The following is an 18,670-nucleotide window of genomic DNA, read 5'->3' on the forward strand; positions in this document are numbered from 1 at the left end:
AATGCATGATGCAGAGGTCTGTGGATCGTGAGAAAGCTCCCATCGCTCAGTATGTTGCGCGTATTTGAAGAAACCTGCCGGACGCTGAGTTTCAGCAAAGCGGCTGAAGCGCTGTTTATCACTCAAAGTGCGGCCAGCCGCCAGATCAAGCAGTTGGAGGAGTTTCTCGGTAAGTTGCTGTTTGTGCGCAGTCACAGTGGGTTAGCGCTGACTCAGGATGCGATGCTGTTACTGCCGGTGGTGCGGCAATCGCTGGATATTCTGGAGGAAGGGGTGCGCCACGTGCAGTTGCACAATCCTTTGCAGCACCTGCGGTTGCAGGTAGCCCCCACTTTCGCCACCCGTTGGTTGGCCCCGCGTTTAGTCACGCTGCGTCAACGCAACAGCCAATTGCAGATCGCCCTGATCAGCGAAGCGCGGCAAAAGTATTGCGACTTTGACTGTGCGGTGCGCTTTGGTGAGTTGTCAGAGAGCTTCGGCGGTGAATGGTTATGCCATGAACAACTGGTGCTGGTGGGCAGCCCGTTGCTGATGATTAACGGTGTGTTTCCACCGCTGAATACGCAACCGCAGTTACATATTCTCAATGGCGATAGCCGCATGGATACCTGGCAGCGCTGGCTGGCGGCGGCTGGGCGCACAGAAGTGCAGGAGCAAGGAGGGTTGGAGTTCAGCACGCAGGATCAGGTGATCAACGCCTGTATTACCGGCGCGGGCTACGCGGTGCTGGATAAAATGATGATCCGCAATGAATTACAGAGTGGCCTGCTGGTGCTGCTGTCACCGCTGGAGCTGAAAAGCACCAACGGCTACTGGTTGGAGATCCCGCCCGGTAAGCGGGAATTGCCGCGCGTGTGTTATTTCCACGATTGGCTGCGGGCGGAAATTGGCCGAGGAGAAGCGGCTATAGAAGCCAGAAATAATGAACGAGAGAAAGATAAAGCCAATATGCAAGCTATGAACGTATTCATTGATAAAGCGGGAATGCTTTCAGATGATGAGTTTTCTGGGGGCTGTAATGGCGCAATTATTTGATATGTAAAGTAATTTATCAGGCGGGGTAAACAAATTGCGATCCAATTTGTGTTCTCTACAAGTTTGGTCGTGAATATGTGGCATTGAATACCATCATTCAAGTTTCTTAAATTGTTTCCCTAATACATATATTATAATTACGCTAAGAATAAGCGTTATAAGCTGCCCTGTAAGATAGCCTAAGTTATACCTGCTGGGACCTTCATCGTATATTCCAATGATTGTCGCTGCTATATAAAAAAGGGAGAAAAATGTCAAAAGGCAAAAAAAGGAAACCACTATTGCGAGCAATATGGTAATTGTTTTTGATACTATCCATTTCATTTTTAATTCCTTTTTTGAAAAATCGCAAGCAACCTGTTGGCTGGAGATCCCGCCAGATAAGCGGGATCGGCCCGACTAACGCGTAAGCCGCCAGCCGCGCTGTTGCCACAGCGCGGGCAACTGAGCCAGATCGTCAAACATGGTGACCAGCGGATGCGCGATCGGCTTATTGTGCGGATCGGCGCAGAAGTAAAATACCGGGATCCCGGCCGCGATACCCGCTTGAGCGCCAGCAGCAGAGTCATCCACCAGAATGCAGCGCTCCACCGGCACCTGCATCTGTTTTGCCGCGTGGAATACGATGGCCGGATCGGGCTTCCAGCGCTGAATATCGTAGCCGCTGAACAACCGGTCATCAAAATAGGACAGCATGCCGGTCAGCCCCAACGAGTGCTGCATTTTGCTCACCGGGCCGTTGGAAACGGTACACATTGGTACGGTCATCTGCGCTAACAGTTCGCGGGCTCCGGCGATCGGCTGCAGTTCCGCATCAAACAGGCGTGCCACTTCCTGGCGGAAAATGGGCTCCAACTCACTGACCGGGAAACTCACACCCTGTTCGGTATTAATCTGCTCGATAATCTCGTAGAGTTTTATGCCTTTGAATCTCTTGAACACTTCTTCCAGCGAAAGCGTAATACCAACGTGCTCAAACATATGCACATACGCCTTGCTGCACAGCACTTCGCTGTCTACCAGCGTGCCATCACAATCAAACAAAACACATTCAACCTGATTCATTGGGGGATGGATCCTCAGTTAAGCCATGATTGTTGTCACTTTAACCGGATTGTGCAGGATTGCGACCCTTTAAACATTTATTGACGATGAATATCAATAAATACAATTCGTTGAAAAAATCAGCCCTAAATAGGGCGAAAAAAGCCGGTGAGCAAGGTTAAAACGGCAACATTTTGTTATAGGATAGCGCCCGACAGTCCATTCCCCTCTTCGGAATTCTGATAATGAGCAAACAAAACATCAGCCTTGATGTAAAGCAAGGCTTGCTTGAGCGCGTGTTTAAACTCAAGCAGCATGGCACGACGGCACGGACGGAAACGATTGCCGGTCTTACCACCTTTTTAACCATGGTGTACATCGTGTTCGTTAACCCCCAGATCCTGGGTGCGGCGGGCATGGATACTCAGGCGGTGTTTGTGACCACCTGCCTGATCGCCGCTTTTGGCAGTATCTTGATGGGGTTGCTGGCTAACCTGCCGGTCGCGCTGGCACCGGCGATGGGCCTGAATGCCTTCTTCGCGTTTGTGGTGGTCGGTGCAATGGGGATTTCATGGCAGGTCGGCATGGGGGCGATTTTCTGGGGCGCCGTTGGCTTACTGCTGCTGACCGTGTTCCGTATCCGCTACTGGATGATTGCCAATATTCCTCTCAGCCTGCGCGTGGGGATCACCAGCGGTATCGGCCTGTTTATCGCCATGATGGGGCTGAAAAATGCCGGTATTGTGGTGGCTAACCCGGATACGCTGGTGGCGGTAGGTAACCTGACGTCTCACAGCGTGCTGCTCGGGGCGCTGGGGTTCTTTATCATTGCGGTGCTGGCTTCGCGCAATATCCATGCGGCGGTACTGGTTTCCATCGTGGTCACCACGCTGATTGGCTGGATGTTGGGGGATGTGAAATATGGCGGCGTGTTCTCTATGCCACCGGATATCACGACCGTGGTCGGTCAGGTGGATTTGGCCGGTGCGCTGAATCTTGGCCTGGCTGGGGTGATCTTCTCCTTTATGCTGGTTAACCTGTTCGACTCTTCAGGCACATTGATCGGCGTGACCGACAAAGCCGGGTTGACGGATGATAAAGGCCAGTTCCCACGCATGAAGCAGGCGCTGTACGTTGACAGTATCAGCTCGGTGGCGGGTTCGTTTATCGGCACCTCTTCCGTGACGGCCTATATCGAGAGCTCCGCCGGTGTTTCCATCGGTGGCCGTACTGGCCTCACCGCCGTGGTGGTGGGTATTCTGTTCCTGCTGGTGATCTTCCTGTCGCCGTTGGCGGGAATGGTGCCGGCCTATGCCGCTGCGGGTGCGTTGATCTACGTGGGCGTGCTGATGACCTCCAGCCTGGCACGCGTGAAGTGGGAAGACATGACCGAAGCGGTTCCGGCTTTTGTCACCGCCGCCATGATGCCTTTCAGCTTCTCGATTACCGAAGGCATTGCTTTGGGCTTTATCTCTTACTGTGTGATGAAGCTCGGTACCGGCCGCTGGCGCGAGATCAGCCCCTGCGTGATCGTGGTGGCGCTGCTGTTTGTGCTTAAAATCGCGTTTGTTGACGCGCATTGATAGAGAAAGGGGCCACAGATGGGTAATGCCGGTCAGTTAAGCGCAAAGCTGCATAATTATGCAACAGGTGCTAAAGGTGTGGCCTCCCTTGTATGTTTGTAGTTGATGTAAAAAGATAGGTTGTACTGTGTTCTTACCCGGCGTGGCAGCACGTACCCCCTCTGGGACACCAAGCCCGTGGGAGAGCTTATTGCGCCACGTCGGTTTCATGATGAGCCCGAACAGCTGCCTGGACGACGATGCTGTCAGTCCGTATCACGCAAGGCTGGGAGACATGAGATGAAACAAAAGACTTACGTCGGTATTGATATCGCCAAAGAGGAGTTCGACGTGTTTATCAACACAGACCATCGTATTGCTCAATTTGACAATACGTCCTCAGGGCATCAGGCGTTAATCACCTTGCTTGATACCTATGAGGTGGAGCTGATCGCCATGGAGGCTACAGGTAAATATCATGGGCCACTTTGCGCAGCGCTCACGTTGAAGACATTGCCCGTAGCGGTCGTTAATCCCCGGCAGGTCAAGAATTTTGCCCGTGCGTTGGGAAAACGGGCGAAAACAGACACGATAGATGCTGCAGTGTTATGCCGCTTTGCCCAGGCGATAGAGCCGCCAGTGAGAGAACAAAACGATGTTCAAACTCAACGTCTGGCGGGAATGGTAACGCGACGGCGTCAATTGGTAGAGATCCGCACAGCGGAGCTTAACAGGCTTGAGGGGGCGTTATACGAGGCCAGCCAATCGATACATGCCCATGTTAATTGGCTGAACCAGCAGATTAGCGATATTGACGATGATATACACCGACAACTGAAGGTGATGCCAGTCTGGCAGGAGAAAGCCAGGTTGCTCGAAGAGGTGAAAGGGTTAGGTAAAGTGACGGTGTCGACGTTACTGGCGTTGTTACCGGAGCTAGGTAAGCTGACACGGCGAGAAATCAGTGCCTTGGTTGGCGTGTGCCCGTACGCCCATGAGAGTGGGAAAATGAAAGGGCAGCGAACGATCTGGGGCGGGCGTTCGGCGGTGAGAGCGGCGCTTTACATGGCAACGTTGTCGGCAACGCGTAGCAATGAGACGATAAAAGAGTTCTATGAGAGGCTGGTTGCACGGGGTAAAGCGAAGAAAGTGGCGCTAACCGCGTGCATCAGAAAGCTGTTAACGATATTAAACGCGATGCTGCGAGATAATAGGCAATGGGTGACAAATTAATCATCACCCATTGACTTTAAACACAGCTGCTCTCCCTGTGGGAGAGGGCCGGGGTGAGGGGCTTTAGTTCAGTGATATTCCCCTCACCTTAACGGGTTAGCCTTAACTGACAAGCATTACCCATCTGTGGCCCCTTTTTTACCTCATAACCCCGGCGACGCATCCGCAGTTTTGCCCATTACCCAGCGCAATGGCTGGTTAAAACGCGCCTGCCAGCCACCGATCTCATCTTCTCCTTGGGCAAAATGCTCAATCTCAACCTGGTTCCTTTCGTTGAACAGATCGGCGAAATACAGTGCCAAAGCCTGATCGTCGAAATTCTGTCGATCGTAATAGGCGATCATAATCCGCTTTTTTTCTGCCAACGATTGTTTGGCCGGCGTGATTTCACCGCTCGGTGCAATCAGCATGGCACCAGCATAAAACTGTGGGTATTTTGCCATCAGGTTGGCACCGTGCAGAGCGCCTTGCCCGCGTGCGGTCAGGAACACCTGCTTGGGATTTAGTTTCAATACCGGAGTCAGGGAGCGTAGAGCACGTTCAATAGCGCTTTGGGTGCTCTCATCACTGTAATTGGACCAGCGGAAGTTGTTCTCTGCCAACATTTGGGTGCCATTCAGCTCAATGTAGGCGACACCGGCTTCTGCAAACAGCAATCGGTCTTGTGGATTAATAGCCGCAGCCTGACCATAAGCGTGCAGATAGACGATGGTTGGCCAACCTCCTGGCGGTGGCTCCCCGCTGGGGACGGCATACTGGGCTTTACCTTCAAACTGCGAAGCGTATTGCTGATAGCGGGCCTTGGTTTCGGCGAGGATGGAACGGTAGGCTTCACCTTGCTGAATACTGTTGAATGCGCTGTCTTCCAGCAGATTGTAGTAATACCACAATCCGCGTTTGGCACTCAGTTGCAGATAACGCTCTGCAAGCTCGGTCTGGCCCTTTTCTGCCGAAGAGGCTGCCAGTTGATAGGGTGCCCAGACGTTGCGTTCGTCTTCGCGCATCAGGGTCAGATACAGCGACATGGCTTCGGTCTTTTTATCTTCCTGGCTATAGGCTAGCCGAGGCAATTGGGCATTCAGCGGGTGGTGCGTGGGGAGGTCTACCGGCTCTTCTCCGGCAGGGTAGCGCATTTCTGCAGCAAACAGTGAACTGGTGGTGAAAGCCATGATTATGGCTAAAATAAAAAAACGCATAATAGTGTTACTTTGTTTTCTACTACATTAAATGGTGCGATTTCTTCCATGAGCGGCGCCTTTTTGTCTTAAGACGCCGAAAGGAAAGTTACTTCACGCGACGAATATAATCGCTGAATGCAGACAACTGGCCGGTCAGAAAATCCAGCGTACCTTGATCTATCAACTCACCCGCTTGTTCATCAACCTTGTTCTGGATCATGCCCCCCATAAATTCGGGCTTGTTTATGACCATGGCATCAAGGAATACCAGGATCTGGCGCAGATGATATTGGCAACGTGCGCCGCCAATCGGCCCCATAGAACTGGTCTGAATGGCGACCGGTTTACCGGCCAGAGGCTGATTGGGCACGCGGGAAAGCCAGTCAATGGCATTTTTCAGGCCGCCGGGAACCGAATAGTTATATTCTGGCGTAACGATAATGACCCCGTCAGCCTGGCGGATTTTTTCCGCAATGTCTTCAACCGTGGCGGGAAAGCCGTCTTCTTGTTGCCGATCTGCGTCGTAAAGAGGGATATCGCGAATCGAGGGAAGTGCTTCGATGGTTACGCCACGCGGTGCCAGTTTGGGTAAGCTGCGGGCGACCATGGCGTTATAAGAACCTTTACGCAGGCTGCCCAGCAAAGTGACGATTTTTAGTGCTTGCTCTGACATAGGATGATTCTCCCTTGCTAGTAAACAGATTCAGCTTGTACCTACAGATTTTAGCTTGTAGCCGGAGGACTCTACCGCCTGAAAAGTGAGGCTATAAAACAACCGACAAATAGTAGGGCAAACTTTCAACAGATAATAGGCTGGTTCTGCATATTTATCTGTTTTTACAATTCTGTGTAGGAATTAATTTGTTTAAAAAAGTTTTATTTCAGATATTTTCGCTATGAGCAGGCATTAATCGGTAATTATCGTGCAGACAGGCTGGTCAGTTTCAGAAAGTGCGTTGAAGGGGGTGGGCGGCGTGATGATATTTCACTGCTTTTCCGCAACCCTAGCCGATCGTCATATTGCCAGCAAATCAGGCGTTCTAATCCCGGTGTGCGAGCGCAAGCCCAGCTCAGATACTCCCCGGCGTCGCTCATCACTTGCACATGTGGTGTAGCGCTGGAGCGTAAATGCCCGGAAAAGGGATGCAGATGCAACGTTCCCTGCTCATCGTTACTCAGACCACAAAGCTTCAACACGCACTGGCGAATACTCCATAGCTGAGTTTCAGCCTCCAGCCGATCATGCTGCGCTTCAATCCAGGCATGCTCGGTAACGGATTGGTATTGCTGCTGCAGGTTGTGGCCGCGCGCGCGCATCACTTCAATATCCAACCCGACTTTGCCTTCCAGGCTCAGCAAGGCACCTACCGTGTTACCCGCATAAGCAAGGCTGAAATCAGGTAAGTGGGGATCGACAAAGTGGGGGCGCCCGGTAGGCGTGGTAGTGATGGGGGGCAAAATTGGCAGGCGGTACAGATAGAACATCATTTCAGCCAGCAGGATCCGGCCTTGCAGAAAACGCCTGCGGCGCTTAATAGAGAAATTTAGCGTATTTTCAATCAGATCGCTGGATAACCGATGGGTGTTCAAAATCCCTGAGGTAGTATCCCATCGGATAAAGTGGCAAGCCATTACTCACTCCATGAACGAGGCTGACAAAAAATCTGGAGTGCTAGATTAAACATAGCGTCAGGATTTTTCATTAAAAAACAGTATGCGTATTATCTTATTTATTTAAATTTTGAATGTTTTAGGGCGGGAGACACTATTAAGTATGGAATAAAAATCCCACAAAACAACCCGTTGTGTGGGATTTATAGAAATAGAAGGGGATTTCGCAAATGTAGACTTACTTACCAATACAGAAACTGGAGAAAATACGCCCCAGCAGATCGTCGGAACTGAATTCACCGGTGATTTCGCTCAATGCCTGCTGCGCTAAGCGTAGTTCTTCGGCCAACAACTCCCCCGCGTAAGCGCTCACTAACTGTTCTTTACCCTGCACCAGATGCTGGGCTGCCTGTTCTAAAGCCTGCAAATGGCGGCGGCGAGCCAGGAAACCCCCTTCCATATTGCTGGTGAAGCCCATGCTCTGTTTCAGGTGGTCGCGCAGCAGGTCGATCCCTTCGCCGGTACGCGCTGACAGGCGAATAAGTGAGTGGCCATTCACTTCGGTCATACCCAGCGTTTCGCCCGTGATATCGGCTTTGTTACGCACCACGGTGATCGGCAGATTGCTGGGCAGGCGGGCCATAAACTCCGGCCAGATTTCGCTGGGTTCGGTTGCGGCGGTGGTGGTTCCATCCACCATAAACAGCACGCGGTCGGCCTGTTCGATCTCATTCCACGCACGTTCGATGCCAATACGCTCCACTTCGTCACTGGCTTCGCGCAGGCCTGCGGTATCGATAATATGCAGCGGCATACCGTCGATATGAATATGTTCACGCAGCACGTCGCGCGTGGTGCCAGCGATATCGGTGACGATCGCCGCTTCACGCCCGGCCAACTCATTGAGCAAGCTGGATTTCCCGGCGTTGGGCCGCCCGGCAATCACCACTTTCATCCCTTCACGCAGCAGGCTGCCCTGGCGCGCTTCGGTACGCACGTTGTCCAGATCGGCCATCACACCATTGAGCTGTGCTTCGATTTTGCCGTCGGAAAGGAAGTCGATCTCTTCATCGGGGAAGTCGATCGCGGCTTCCACAAAGATGCGCAGGTGAGTAAGTGCTTCCACAAGCTGGTGGATACGCATGGAAAATGCGCCTTGCAGCGAGTTCATCGCCGAACGGGCCGCCTGCTCTGAGCTGGCATCAATCAGATCGGCAATCGCTTCAGCCTGCGCCAGATCCAGCTTATCGTTGAGAAATGCACGTTCAGAGAATTCACCTGGCCGCGCAATGCGTACGTCGGGCAGCGCCAGCACGCGTTTCAGCAGCAGATCGAGGATCACCGGCCCACCGTGGCCCTGTAGTTCCAGCACGTCTTCACCGGTGAAGGAGTTCGGGCCGGGGAACCATAAGGCGATACCTTGATCGAGAACCGCACCTGCGGCATCGCGGAACGGCAGGTAATCGGCGTAGCGCGGCTTTGGCAGTTTGCCGAGCAACGCCTGAGCGACATCTTTCGCATTGCGGCCGGAAATACGCAGAATGCCGACGCCGCCGCGTCCCGGCGGGGTGGCAAGGGCAGCGATAGTATCGGTGGTGCTCATAACAGGTTATCTCTCTGACAATATGCAAAAAGGCGGTCGAATGACCGCCTTTGAGTTTCGCAGAAGGGGCGCAAACTGCAACCCCTTGGCTACGCCTTAGGACTTCTTCTTGTCGCGGCTGTGTAAGCCACGTTTTTCCAGCCCGCGATAAATAATCTGCTGCTGGAGGATAGTCACCAGGTTACTGACGATATAGTACAGCACCAGACCGGATGGGAACCACAGGAAGAACACGGTGAAAATCACCGGCATGAAGGTCATGATCTTCTGCTGCATCGGGTCGGTCACGGTGGTCGGTGACATCTTCTGGATGAAGTACATGGTCACACCCATCAGGATCGGCAGGATGTAGTACGGGTCCTGCGCTGACAGATCGTGGATCCACAGGATGAACGGCGCATGACGCAGTTCAACCGAGCTCATCAGCATGTAGTACAACGCCAGGAAGATCGGCATCTGAATGATCAACGGCAGGCAGCCACCCAGCGGGTTCACTTTCTCTGCCTTGTACAGCGCCATCATTTCTTGGCTCATGCGCTGCTTGTCGTCACCGATACGTTCACGCATCGCCTGCAGTTTTGGCTGCAGTAAACGCATTTTGGCCATCGAGGTGTACTGCGCTTTGGTCAGCGGGTACATGATGCCACGCACGATGAAGGTGATGATGATGATCGAGAAGCCCCAGTTACCGATAAAGCCGTGGATAAACTTCAGCAGTTTGAACAGCGGCTGGGAAATGAACCACAGCCAGCCGTAATCCACGGTCAGATCGAGATGCGGTGCCAGTTCGGCCATCTTATCCTGCAACTCTGGGCCAACCCACAAGGTGGCACTCAGTTGCTGTTGCGCACCAGGTTGCACCACCACCGGAGTCGACTTAAAGCCGATAGCGGAGAGGTTATCGCCAGGTTTTGCGGTATAGAAGGTGTTTTTACCCTGAGTCTGTGGCACCCACGCGGTTGCGAAATACTGCTGCAACATGGCAACCCAGCCGCCCTGCGTGGTGATATCCAGGTTCTCGTCCTTATCGAACGCATACTTCTGGTATTTATTGTCACTGGAGGAGTAAGCCGCACCACGGAAGGTGTGCAGCGCAAAGTTATTGCTGCCGGTGTCACGGTGCTTTGGCAACTCGCTGCTTTGCTTGAGCTGGCCGAACAGCGTCAGTTCCAGAGGCGCTTCACTTTTGTTGAGGATAGTGTAATCGACACCAACCCCGTAGTGATTACGCTTGAGGACAAACGTCTTGGTAAACACCGAACCGTCTTTGCCGGTAAAGGTCAGCGGGATACGCAGCTCATCCTGGCCATCTGCCAGTGTGAAGGTATCTTGCGCGGCTTCAAACAGAGGACGTTCGCCGTTTGCCGGGTTGTCCGGGCCGTTTCTGCCGGTGAGGCCGCTTTGTGCCTGATAGACAAACGCCGGTGTGGTTTCCAGCAGTTGGAATGGAGTCGATGAACCCAAAGAGTCCGGGTAGGCCAACAATTTAGCCTGTTCGATATCACCACCACGGGTATTGATGGTCAGCGACAGTACGTCAGTATTAACAGTAATCAGTTTACCCTGACCACTGGCTGGCAAAGCCTGGCTGGCAGCATCACCGGTAGCAGTGTTCGCAGTCTGTTGCGTGGTCTGAGCGGCTGGTTGCGGAGCATTGTCCGTTTGCCAGGTCTGCCAGATCATGAAAGACACGAACAGCAGAGCGATGAGGAAAAGATTGCGTTGCGAATCCATCGTTAGTGTTCTCTGTTATCGTCGGTTTTCGGCGGCACGGGATCATCGCCACCTGGGTTCAAAGGGTGGCATTTTAATACGCGTTTCAATGCTAACCAACTGCCTTTTAACATGCCAAACCTGCTTAATGCCTCAATTGCGTAATGAGAGCATGTCGGCTGGAAGCGACAACGAGGCCCAAGCAGCGGACTGATAACGAGCTGATACGCCCGTACCAGCCCGATCAGGATGCGGGAGCCTGGCGACAGTGGCGACGCCATAATTTTTCCAAAGCTTCCGTCAGCGCGCGGTTATCCAAATCCGCTATCCCTTTTTTAGCCACCACGACAAAATCCATCGCCGGTAACTCGTGCTGACGTAAACGGAAGCTTTCGCGGGTGAGGCGTTTGATCCGGTTGCGTTCATGCGCGCGTTTGACGTGTTTTTTGGCGACGGTAAGACCGATGCGGGGATGCCCCAGCTGGTTCAGGCGGCCGAGGATGGTGATTTGCGGCGTGCCAGCCCGTTGTGGCTGCTGGAAGACGAAAGTGAAATGAGTGGGAGTTAACAAACGTAACTCCCTGGGAAAAGCGAGCTTAACCACTCAGCGGGTTAGCTTTTATTACTTAGAAACAGTCAGACGAGTACGGCCTTTCGCACGACGGCGGGCCAGAACTTGACGACCATTTTTGGTGGCCATACGGGCACGGAAACCGTGGCTACGGTTACGCTTCAGTACGGACGGTTGGAAAGTGCGTTTCATAGCGATTTCTACCTAAACTTAAATGAATTACTGAGAAGTCAAATGCGTTTGGCTACTCGGCGTGAAGACTACCGACGCCTCAATCGCATATAAAGAGGCGGGATTGTAATAATTGTACAGTCCTGAGTCAATTCGCATCACGCATCAACCCTGCATATTTCGAGTCACAGCTTTCCTGCACCTTGAGATCTGCTGAGCATAGCCCTACCTGGTTGCTTGCCAAATACGGAACAAAATCCCGGCCTTGGCCCGTGGTCACCGCAGAATCCTGTCTGGCAAATCACTCACCGTTAAGGAACCAGGCATCACACGTAGGGCGAAGATTATACGGACTCGGGGTGAAATCGCAAGGATCCCGGTGCGATCCTGCGTGTTTAAAGCGAGGATCCTGCGTGGATAACAGGGTATAACTCGTTTATGTGGTAAAAACGTGCTGCCGCGGGATCAGATCTCATCAGCGTTGCGCTACAAGCGGCTAAAATACAACCACTCGCTAATGGCTGTGGATAAAATGGATCTAATCTGTGATGAAGGGGAGGATCTCTTGCGCATATTGCGTTATGATCCTTCATTCCGATCGCGATCCCAAATGAGGGATCGTCTGGGACATAAACCGTGAAAGGCGGTTCGCATGCCCCACAGGTTTTCGGCCGATGCCGGGCGTGTGTCAAAAAATCATGAGTTATAAAAAAGTAGCCTGATTCTTTTCTTTTTATTGATCTTGTTCGAGTGGAGTCCGCCGTGTCACTTTCGCTTTGGCAGCAGTGTCTTGCCCGATTGCAGGATGAGTTACCTGCCACAGAATTTAGTATGTGGATACGCCCATTGCAGGCGGAACTGAGTGACAATACCCTGGCGCTGTATGCGCCCAATCGTTTTGTGCTGGATTGGGTTCGCGATAAATACTTAAACAATATCAATGGGTTGCTGAACGACTTCTGCGGCACTGATGCGCCGCTGCTGCGTTTTGAAGTGGGCAGTAAACCGCTGACACGAACCATTAGTCAGCCTGTTACGGCCAGCGTCAGCAGTGCCCCCGTGGCCCCCGTGGTGCGCATGGTTGCACCGTCGCGCCACAGTTGGGACAACGCGGCACCGCCCCCTGAGCTGTCATACCGTTCCAACGTGAATCCCAAGCACACCTTCGATAACTTTGTTGAGGGTAAATCTAACCAATTGGCGCGCGCGGCTGCCCGCCAGGTGGCAGATAATCCCGGCGGTGCTTATAACCCACTGTTCCTTTATGGCGGCACTGGCTTGGGTAAAACCCACCTGTTGCATGCGGTCGGTAACGGCATCATAGCGCGTAAGGCCAATGCCAAAGTGGTCTATATGCACTCGGAACGCTTTGTGCAAGACATGGTTAAGGCATTGCAGAACAACGCCATTGAAGAGTTCAAGCGTTACTACCGCTCGGTTGATGCGTTGCTGATCGATGACATTCAATTTTTTGCCAACAAAGAGCGTTCGCAGGAAGAGTTTTTCCACACCTTCAACGCCCTGCTCGAAGGCAATCAACAGATCATCCTGACTTCGGATCGTTATCCCAAAGAGATCAACGGCGTTGAAGATCGTCTGAAATCCCGCTTTGGCTGGGGCCTGACGGTGGCGATCGAGCCGCCGGAGCTGGAAACCCGCGTGGCGATCCTGATGAAAAAGGCCGACGAGAACGATATCCGTCTGCCGGGCGAAGTGGCGTTCTTTATCGCCAAACGCCTGCGTTCCAACGTGCGTGAGCTCGAAGGGGCGCTGAACCGGGTGATTGCCAACGCAAACTTTACCGGCCGTGCCATTACCATTGATTTCGTGCGCGAAGCGCTGCGCGATCTGCTGGCATTGCAGGAAAAGCTGGTCACCATCGACAATATTCAGAAGACGGTGGCGGAGTACTATAAAATCAAAATCGCGGACTTGCTGTCTAAACGGCGTTCGCGCTCGGTTGCCCGCCCGCGCCAGATGGCGATGGCATTGGCAAAAGAGCTCACCAACCACAGCCTGCCAGAAATCGGCGATGCGTTTGGTGGCCGCGACCATACCACGGTGTTGCACGCCTGCCGCAAGATTGAGCAGCTGCGTGAGGAAAGTCACGACATCAAAGAAGATTTCTCCAATTTAATCAGAACATTGTCGTCATAGCGCATATGAAATTTATCGTTGAACGTGAGCATCTGCTAAAACCGCTGCAACAGGTGAGTAGCCCATTGGGTGGCCGCCCAACGCTGCCGATTCTGGGTAACCTGCTGTTGCAGGTGACGGAAGGCTCCCTGTTGCTGACAGGAACCGATTTGGAGATGGAGATGGTGGCGCGCGTTGCCCTGTCTCAGCCCCATGAAGTGGGCGCGACCACCGTCCCCGCACGTAAATTTTTTGATATCTGCCGTGGCCTGCCGGAAGGCGCCGAGATTACCGTGCAGTTGGAAGGCGAGCGGATGCTGGTGCGTTCTGGCCGCAGCCGTTTCTCGCTGTCTACCTTGCCTGCGGTGGATTTCCCGAACCTGGATGACTGGCAGAGCGAAGTCGAATTCACCCTGCCGCAGGCGACGCTGAAGCGCCTGATCGAAGCCACCCAGTTCTCAATGGCGCATCAGGATGTACGTTACTACCTGAACGGTATGCTGTTTGAAACCGAAGGGGAAGAACTGCGCACCGTGGCTACCGACGGTCACCGCCTGGCGGTGTGTTCGATGCCGATTGGCCAGCAGTTGCCAACGCATTCGGTGATCGTGCCGCGCAAAGGGGTGATGGAGCTGGTGCGTCTGCTCGATGGCGGCGATACGCTGTTGCGCGTGCAGATTGGCAGTAACAATATTCGTGCCCACGTGGGGGATTTTATTTTCACCTCCAAGCTGGTTGATGGCCGTTTCCCGGATTATCGCCGCGTATTGCCGAAGAACCCGGATAAAACGCTGGAAGCGGGCTGCGACTTGCTCAAGCAGGCGTTTGCCCGTGCGGCTATTTTGTCGAACGAGAAGTTCCGCGGCGTGCGTTTATACGTCAGCCAGAACCAGCTCAAGATCACCGCCAATAATCCAGAACAGGAAGAGGCGGAAGAGATCCTCGATGTCAGCTATGACGGCACCGAGATGGAGATTGGTTTCAACGTCAGTTACGTGCTGGATGTGCTGAATGCGCTCAAGTGTGAAGATGTGCGTCTGTTGCTGACCGACTCGGTCTCCAGCGTGCAGATCGAAGACGGTGCCAGTAAGGCTGCCGCCTATGTCGTCATGCCAATGCGATTGTGATTGATGCTCGGGCTATCTTGCTTGCCATTTTACGATTGGGCAGTGCTCGCAATCCTCACGTACTCTGTGTACGCTCCGGTTGCTGTGCCGCTTGCCGCACGTAAACTGTCTGCGCCGATAACGCCCTTATATTGAGCGTAGTTTTCCTGGTAATGGAATTGGCATGGCACTGACGCGCTTACTGATTAAAGATTTCCGTAATATCGAAGCTGCCGATCTGGCTCCCGCGCCAGGATTTAACTTCCTGGTGGGGCCCAACGGTAGCGGTAAGACCAGCGTATTGGAAGCGGTGTATACGCTTGGCCACGGGCGGGCGTTTCGCAGCCTGCAGGCCGGGCGGGTGATCCGCCACGATCAGCCGGAGTTCGTATTACACGGCCGGATCATCGAAGGCACAGAACGTGAGCTATCGGTGGGATTAAGCAAGAGCCGTCAGGGTGACAGCAAAGTGCGTATTGATGGCAGCGATGGTCACAAAGTGGCTGAGCTCGCCCAGTTATTACCGATGCAGTTGATCACCCCTGAAGGTTTTACTCTGCTAAACGGCGGGCCGAAATATCGGCGCGCTTTCCTGGACTGGGGCTGTTTTCACAATGAACCCGGTTTTTTCACCGCCTGGAGCAACCTGAAAAGGTTACTGAAGCAGCGCAATGCCGCGCTGCGCCAGGTCAGCCGCTATGCGCAGATTCGCGCCTGGGACCAGGAACTGATCCCGTTGGCCGAACGCATCAGCGAGTGGCGGGCATCCTACAGCGACGCAATTGCCGCGGATATCACCGCGACCTGCGCGCAGTTTTTGCCCGAATTTGCCCTGAGTTTCTCTTTCCAGCGCGGCTGGGATAAAGAGAGCGACTACGGAGAGCTGCTGGAGCGCCAGTTTGAGCGCGACAGAGCGTTAACCTATACCGCGCTGGGGCCGCATAAGGCGGACTTCCGTATTCGTGCCGAAGGCACGCCGGTAGAGGATATGTTATCGCGCGGTCAGCTTAAGCTGCTGATGTGCGCATTGCGCTTGGCGCAGGGTGAGTTTCTCACCCGCCAGAGCGGGCGGCGTTGCCTGTATCTGATTGATGATTTTGCCTCCGAGCTGGACACCGGCCGTCGCCGGTTGCTGGCCGATCGCCTGAAAGCCACCCAGGCTCAGGTTTTTGTCAGCGCAGTCAGCGCTGAACAAGTAACCGACATGATGGGTGAAAAGGGCAAGATGTTCCGCGTGGAACAGGGTAAAATAGAGGTTCAACCACAGGACTAAAATGAGCGAGAAACGTTGATGTCGAATTCTTATGACTCCTCAAGTATCAAGGTATTAAAAGGGCTGGACGCGGTGCGTAAGCGCCCAGGCATGTATATCGGCGATACTGATGACGGCACCGGTCTGCACCACATGGTGTTCGAGGTTGTGGACAACGCTATCGACGAATCACTCGCTGGCCACTGTAGTGACATTCAGGTGACAATCCACGCCGATAACTCCGTCTCTGTACAGGATGATGGCCGTGGTATCCCAACCGGTATTCACGAAGAGGAAGGGGTGTCTGCGGCGCAGGTCATCATGACCGTGTTGCACGCTGGCGGTAAATTTGACGACAACTCCTATAAAGTTTCCGGCGGCCTGCATGGCGTGGGCGTATCGGTCGTTAACGCCTTGTCCGAGAAGCTAGAGCTGGTGATCCGCCGTGAAGGCAAGGTGCATGAGCAGACTTACTGTCACGGCGAGCCGCAGGGCCCGCTGAGAGTGACGGGTGACTCCGAGAAAACCGGTACCACCGTGCGTTTTTGGCCGAGCTACCAGACCTTTACCAATAACATCGAATTCGAATACGAAATTCTGGCCAGGCGCCTGCGTGAGCTGTCGTTCCTGAACTCCGGCGTTTCTATTCGTCTGAAAGACAAGCGCGATGGCAAAGAAGACCACTTCCATTACGAAGGGGGCATCAGGGCCTTTGTCGAATACCTGAACAAGAACAAAACCCCGATCCACCCAACGGTTTTCTATTTCTCCACCGTGAAAGACGATATCGGTGTGGAAGTGGCATTACAGTGGAACGATGGTTTCCAGGAAAACATCTACTGCTTTACCAACAACATCCCGCAGCGTGATGGGGGGACTCACTTGGCCGGTTTCCGTGCCGCCATGACCCGTACCCTGAACAACTACATGGATAAAGAAGGCTACAGCAAGAAGTCCAAGATCAGCGCGACCGGTGATGATGCGCGTGAAGGGCTGATTGCCGTGGTCTCGGTGAAAGTGCCGGATCCTAAGTTCTCTTCACAGACCAAAGACAAACTGGTGTCTTCCGAAGTGAAAACGGCGGTTGAATCGCTGGTGAACGAGAAGCTGGTGGATTACCTGATGGAAAACCCATCAGATGCCAAAATCGTTGTCGGTAAAATCATTGATGCTGCCCGTGCTCGTGAAGCAGCGCGTAAAGCGCGTGAAATGACCCGCCGTAAAGGCGCGTTGGATCTGGCAGGCCTGCCGGGCAAACTGGCGGACTGCCAGGAGCGCGATCCGGCGCTGTCTGAACTGTACCTGGTGGAAGGGGACTCTGCGGGCGGCTCGGCAAAACAGGGGCGTAACCGTAAGAACCAGGCGATCTTGCCGCTGAAGGGTAAAATCCTCAACGTTGAGAAAGCCCGCTTCGACAAAATGCTGTCTTCGCAGGAAGTGGCAACGCTGATCACCGCGCTGGGCTGCGGCATTGGCCGTGATGAATACAACCCGGATAAGCTGCGCTATCACAGCATCATCATCATGACCGATGCCGACGTCGATGGCTCGCACATCCGTACGCTGCTGTTGACCTTCTTCTATCGCCAGATGCCGGAAATCATCGAGCGTGGCCACGTGTTTATCGCCCAGCCACCGTTGTATAAGGTGAAAAAAGGCAAGCAAGAGCAGTACATCAAAGACGACGAAGCGATGGACCAGTACCAGATCTCCATTGCGCTCGACGGCGCGACGCTGCACACCAATGCGGTTGCCCCGGCTTTGGCTGGTGAACCATTGGAAAAACTGGTGGCTGAACACTACAGCGTTCAGAAACTGATTGGTCGTATGGAGCGCCGCTACCCGCGCGCGTTGCTGAACAACCTGATCTACCAGCCTACTCTGCAGGGTGGAGATCTGGGCGATCGCGCCAAAGTGCAGGCGTGGATTGAATCACTGGTGAAATTGCTGAACGATAATGAACAGCATGGCAGCAGCTACGACTTTGTGATTAATGAAAACCTTGAGCGTCAGATCTTTGAGCCAGTGCTGCGTATTCGTACCCACGGTGTGGATACCGATTACGATCTGGACTTCGATTTCATCCACGGCGGTGAATATCGCAAGCTCTGTGCGCTGGGTGAAAAACTGCGCGGCCTGCTCGAGGAAGATGCCTATATTGAGCGTGGCGAGCGCCGTCAGCCGGTAGACAGCTTCGAACAGGCGCTGGAATGGCTGGTGAAAGAGTCACGTCGTGGTCTGTCGGTGCAGCGTTATAAAGGTCTGGGTGAAATGAACCCAGATCAACTGTGGGAAACCACCATGGATCCCGAGCAGCGCCGTATGCTGCGTGTGACCGTGAAAGACGCTATCGCGGCTGACCAACTGTTCACCACCCTGATGGGTGATGCGGTTGAACCACGTCGTGCCTTTATCGAAGAAAACGCCCTGAAAGCGGCGAATATCGATATCTAAC

Annotated in this window: 15 protein-coding genes and 1 pseudogene; 7 read left to right on the forward strand and 9 right to left on the reverse strand. The window is 53.5% G+C overall.

The window, feature by feature from the left end; genetic code table 11:
• Positions 1–27: 27 nt before the first annotated feature.
• A pseudogene (locus ACX1CU_RS00150) lies at positions 28–894 on the forward strand (LysR substrate-binding domain-containing protein); the annotation flags it as partial.
• Between the two features lie 540 nt (positions 895–1,434).
• Here ACX1CU_RS00150 and yieH read toward each other — a convergent pair.
• Entirely contained in the window at positions 1,435–2,100 is a 666-nt protein-coding gene (yieH, locus tag ACX1CU_RS00155) for a 6-phosphogluconate phosphatase (RefSeq protein WP_459400667.1), read from the reverse strand.
• Positions 2,101–2,324: 224 nt separating this feature from the next.
• Between yieH and ACX1CU_RS00160 the strand changes: the two genes are divergently transcribed.
• Together ACX1CU_RS00160 and ACX1CU_RS00165 are read left to right on the forward strand one after the other, a co-directional pair.
• A complete protein-coding gene (locus ACX1CU_RS00160; protein ID WP_459400668.1) occupies positions 2,325–3,662 on the forward strand; it encodes an NCS2 family permease in 1,338 nt (445 codons plus the stop codon).
• Between the two features lie 279 nt (positions 3,663–3,941).
• Entirely contained in the window at positions 3,942–4,874 is a 933-nt protein-coding gene (locus ACX1CU_RS00165) for an IS110 family RNA-guided transposase (RefSeq protein ID WP_459400669.1), read from the forward strand.
• 143 nt (positions 4,875–5,017) lie between these two features.
• Here the strand turns inward: ACX1CU_RS00165 and ACX1CU_RS00170 are convergent, their stop codons facing one another.
• The 8 genes from ACX1CU_RS00170 to rpmH all read right to left on the reverse strand — a co-directional run bounded on the left by ACX1CU_RS00170 (position 5,018) and on the right by rpmH (position 11,742).
• A complete protein-coding gene (locus ACX1CU_RS00170) occupies positions 5,018–6,070 on the reverse strand; it encodes an alpha/beta hydrolase (RefSeq protein ID WP_459400670.1) in 1,053 nt (350 codons plus the stop codon).
• A gap of 88 nt (positions 6,071–6,158) precedes the next feature.
• Complete coding sequence (locus ACX1CU_RS00175; protein ID WP_459400671.1) at positions 6,159–6,725, reverse strand: NADPH-dependent FMN reductase; 567 nt, start codon at positions 6,723–6,725, stop codon at positions 6,159–6,161.
• Positions 6,726–6,970: 245 nt separating this feature from the next.
• Positions 6,971–7,684: a 4'-phosphopantetheinyl transferase family protein gene (locus ACX1CU_RS00180; RefSeq protein WP_459400672.1), complete on the reverse strand. Its 714-nt coding sequence runs from the start codon at positions 7,682–7,684 to the stop codon at positions 6,971–6,973.
• A 217-nt stretch (positions 7,685–7,901) separates the two neighbouring features.
• A complete protein-coding gene (mnmE, locus tag ACX1CU_RS00185; protein ID WP_459400673.1) occupies positions 7,902–9,266 on the reverse strand; it encodes a tRNA uridine-5-carboxymethylaminomethyl(34) synthesis GTPase MnmE in 1,365 nt (454 codons plus the stop codon).
• A gap of 96 nt (positions 9,267–9,362) precedes the next feature.
• Positions 9,363–11,000 (reverse strand): membrane protein insertase YidC, encoded by a 1,638-nt coding sequence (yidC, locus tag ACX1CU_RS00190; protein ID WP_459400674.1) that lies wholly within the window; start codon positions 10,998–11,000, stop codon positions 9,363–9,365.
• 2 nt (positions 11,001–11,002) lie between these two features.
• A complete protein-coding gene (gene yidD, locus ACX1CU_RS00195; protein WP_037401295.1) occupies positions 11,003–11,260 on the reverse strand; it encodes a membrane protein insertion efficiency factor YidD in 258 nt (85 codons plus the stop codon).
• Positions 11,224–11,583, reverse strand: a complete 360-nt coding sequence (gene rnpA, locus ACX1CU_RS00200) for a ribonuclease P protein component (protein ID WP_004950547.1) — start codon at positions 11,581–11,583, stop codon at positions 11,224–11,226. Before rnpA ends, yidD begins: the two co-directional genes overlap by 37 nt.
• Before the next feature lie 18 nt (positions 11,584–11,601).
• On the reverse strand, positions 11,602–11,742 hold the full coding sequence (gene rpmH, locus ACX1CU_RS00205; RefSeq protein ID WP_004093983.1) for a 50S ribosomal protein L34: 141 nt from the start codon (positions 11,740–11,742) through the stop codon (positions 11,602–11,604).
• A gap of 741 nt (positions 11,743–12,483) precedes the next feature.
• On the opposite strand from rpmH, the gene dnaA reads away from it, so the two are divergent.
• From dnaA to gyrB, 4 genes are all read left to right on the forward strand, one after another.
• A complete protein-coding gene (dnaA, locus tag ACX1CU_RS00210) occupies positions 12,484–13,878 on the forward strand; it encodes a chromosomal replication initiator protein DnaA (RefSeq protein ID WP_459400675.1) in 1,395 nt (464 codons plus the stop codon).
• A gap of 5 nt (positions 13,879–13,883) precedes the next feature.
• Entirely contained in the window at positions 13,884–14,984 is a 1,101-nt protein-coding gene (gene dnaN / locus ACX1CU_RS00215) for a DNA polymerase III subunit beta (protein ID WP_459400676.1), read from the forward strand.
• Positions 14,985–15,147: 163 nt separating this feature from the next.
• A complete protein-coding gene (recF, locus tag ACX1CU_RS00220) occupies positions 15,148–16,236 on the forward strand; it encodes a DNA replication/repair protein RecF (protein ID WP_459400677.1) in 1,089 nt (362 codons plus the stop codon).
• Positions 16,237–16,254: 18 nt separating this feature from the next.
• Positions 16,255–18,669: a DNA topoisomerase (ATP-hydrolyzing) subunit B gene (gene gyrB / locus ACX1CU_RS00225; protein ID WP_459400678.1), complete on the forward strand. Its 2,415-nt coding sequence runs from the start codon at positions 16,255–16,257 to the stop codon at positions 18,667–18,669.
• The last annotated feature ends 1 nt before the right edge of the window (position 18,670 follow it).

The sequence above is a fragment of the Serratia sp. D1N4 genome (genome assembly GCF_054552755.1).